Source organism: uncultured Shimia sp. (genome assembly GCF_913054185.1).
Classification (GTDB): Bacteria; Pseudomonadota; Alphaproteobacteria; order Rhodobacterales; family Rhodobacteraceae; genus Shimia.
Map to the genome: position 1 here is coordinate 1 of NZ_CAJXIV010000176.1, position 2,022 is coordinate 2,022.

Here is a 2,022-nt window from a genome sequence, read left to right on the forward strand (position 1 = left end):
TGGGGCAGTCTGGACGTTGGCGGCTAATCCCCCGCCAACACCCGGCTCCGCGCTTCGCGGGGCCGGACTCTCTTACCCCACCGGAGACCACTCTCGTGACCCTCAATGTTGATCCCGTGGCGTTGCGCCACGATTATGTGGCGCGTGTGGCGCGTCGTTACGGCGTCATCGCCGCCGTGTTTGGCCTACTGTGCCTGAGCTTTCTTTTGGACATCACCACCGGTCCGGGCAATTTCAGCCTGTCGACTGTGGCGGAAGTGCTGTTCGACCCGATGTCGCACGGCGCGCGTCTCAAAGTCATTGTGTGGGACTACCGCCTGCCCGTTGCCGTCACAGCCGTCTTAGTTGGCGCGCTTTTGGCGGTCGCTGGCGCACAGATGCAAACCATCCTCAACAACCCGCTGGCCGAACCGTTCACGTTGGGCGTCTCCGCCGCCGCCAGCTTTGGCGCGTCACTCGCCATCGTGCTTGGCATCAGCGTCATCCCCGCTGTCGGGCCCTTGCTGGTTACCGTAAACGCCTTTGTCTTTGCGCTGTTCACCTGCGGCTTCATCCTGCTGGCCACCCGCATCAAAGGCGTAGGGTCCGAAACCATGATCCTGTTTGGCATCGCAATTTTCTTCACCTTCTCCGCACTCCTGGCGCTGATGCAGTACATGGCATCCGAGGATCAAATTGCCCGTATCGTGTTCTGGATGATGGGCTCCCTCAGCCGCGCCAGCTGGGAAAAGATCGGCCTCGGCACCATCCTCTTGTGTTTTGCCATCCCCTTCAGCCTCTACCGCACCTGGCCAATGACCGCCCTGCGCATGGGCGAAGCCACGGCGCAAAGCATGGGTGTGGACGTTGGCCGCCTGCGTGTCGAAATGCTGATCTGCATCTCGCTGCTTGCGGCCACCGCAGTCTCGTTTGTCGGAACCGTTGGCTTTGTGGGCCTTGTTGGGCCACATATCGCCCGCATCCTTGTGGGCGAAGATCAACGCTACTTTGTGCCGCTCTCCGCCCTTGTTGGCGCCTTGGTGCTGTCACTCACCTCACTGATCTCCAAAACCATCACCCCCGGCATCATCTATCCGATTGGCATCATCACCTCGCTGATTGGCGTGCCCATCTTCATCTCGATCATCCTCAGCTCACGACGGGAGCGCCTGCAATGACCCTGACCATCGCCAATCTGTCCGCAGGCTACGGCCGCACCAATGTCCTGCAAGGCGTGACCGTCACCGACATCCCCGCCGGTGCCTTTGTGGGCCTCATCGGCCCCAATGCCGCTGGAAAATCCACCCTATTCAAAACCATCGCGGGCCTGATCACGCCTACCAAAGGCACGTTGACCATAGCAGGCGAAGACGTCACCCAGCTGGGCCGCAAAGACCGCGCCAAACGAGTCGCCTACATGCCGCAAGCCTATGGCTGCAACGCGCTGCTCTCGGTGTTTGAAAGCGTGTTGCTTGCGCTCAAACAAACCACCGGCTGGCGGGTGAACGACGACAACCTCGACCGTGTGTCTGACACGTTGCACGCCCTTGGCCTCTCTCACCTCGCCAACCGCGGCGTCGCCGATCTCAGCGGCGGACAGGCACAGATGGTCGCTGTCGCGCAAACAATTGTACGTGCACCAGATGTGATCCTGCTGGATGAACCCACCAGCGCGCTGGACCTGCACCACCAGCTTTCAATCCTGACGTCGATCCGCAACGAAATGGACCGCAAGAAACCTGTGGTTATGGCCGCCCTGCATGACCTCAATCTCGCCGCCAAATTCTGCGACCGCCTCGTGCTCCTGCGCAACGGGGCCATTCTGGCGGATGGCAAACCCGAGCACATTCTTGCACTACCTCAGATTGAGGAAACCTACCGCGTCCTAACAGATTTGGAACGCACACAGCGCAATGTGCTGTATGTGGATGCACGGCTGGCGTGAGTGATTTCCAGCCATAGCCAAAATCAGCGATTTGGCTAGCGCCCGAACCGCCCCCACGGGGCGGGCGCTTCGCTTCCTAGCCCCTCGGTTCGTGCGCG

The 2,022-nt window shown here is 60.7% G+C and carries 2 protein-coding genes; both read left to right on the forward strand.

Going from position 1 to position 2,022, the window contains the following annotated elements:
- A partial coding sequence (locus QZ517_RS20050; protein ID WP_366766437.1) for an iron ABC transporter permease occupies nucleotides 1-1,157 on the forward strand: 1,157 nt, incomplete at its 5' end.
- Entirely contained in the window at nucleotides 1,154-1,924 is a 771-nt protein-coding gene (locus QZ517_RS20055; RefSeq protein WP_294230853.1) for an ABC transporter ATP-binding protein, read from the forward strand. The genes QZ517_RS20050 and QZ517_RS20055, both read left to right, overlap by 4 nt.
- Nucleotides 1,925-2,022 lie beyond the last annotated feature (98 nt).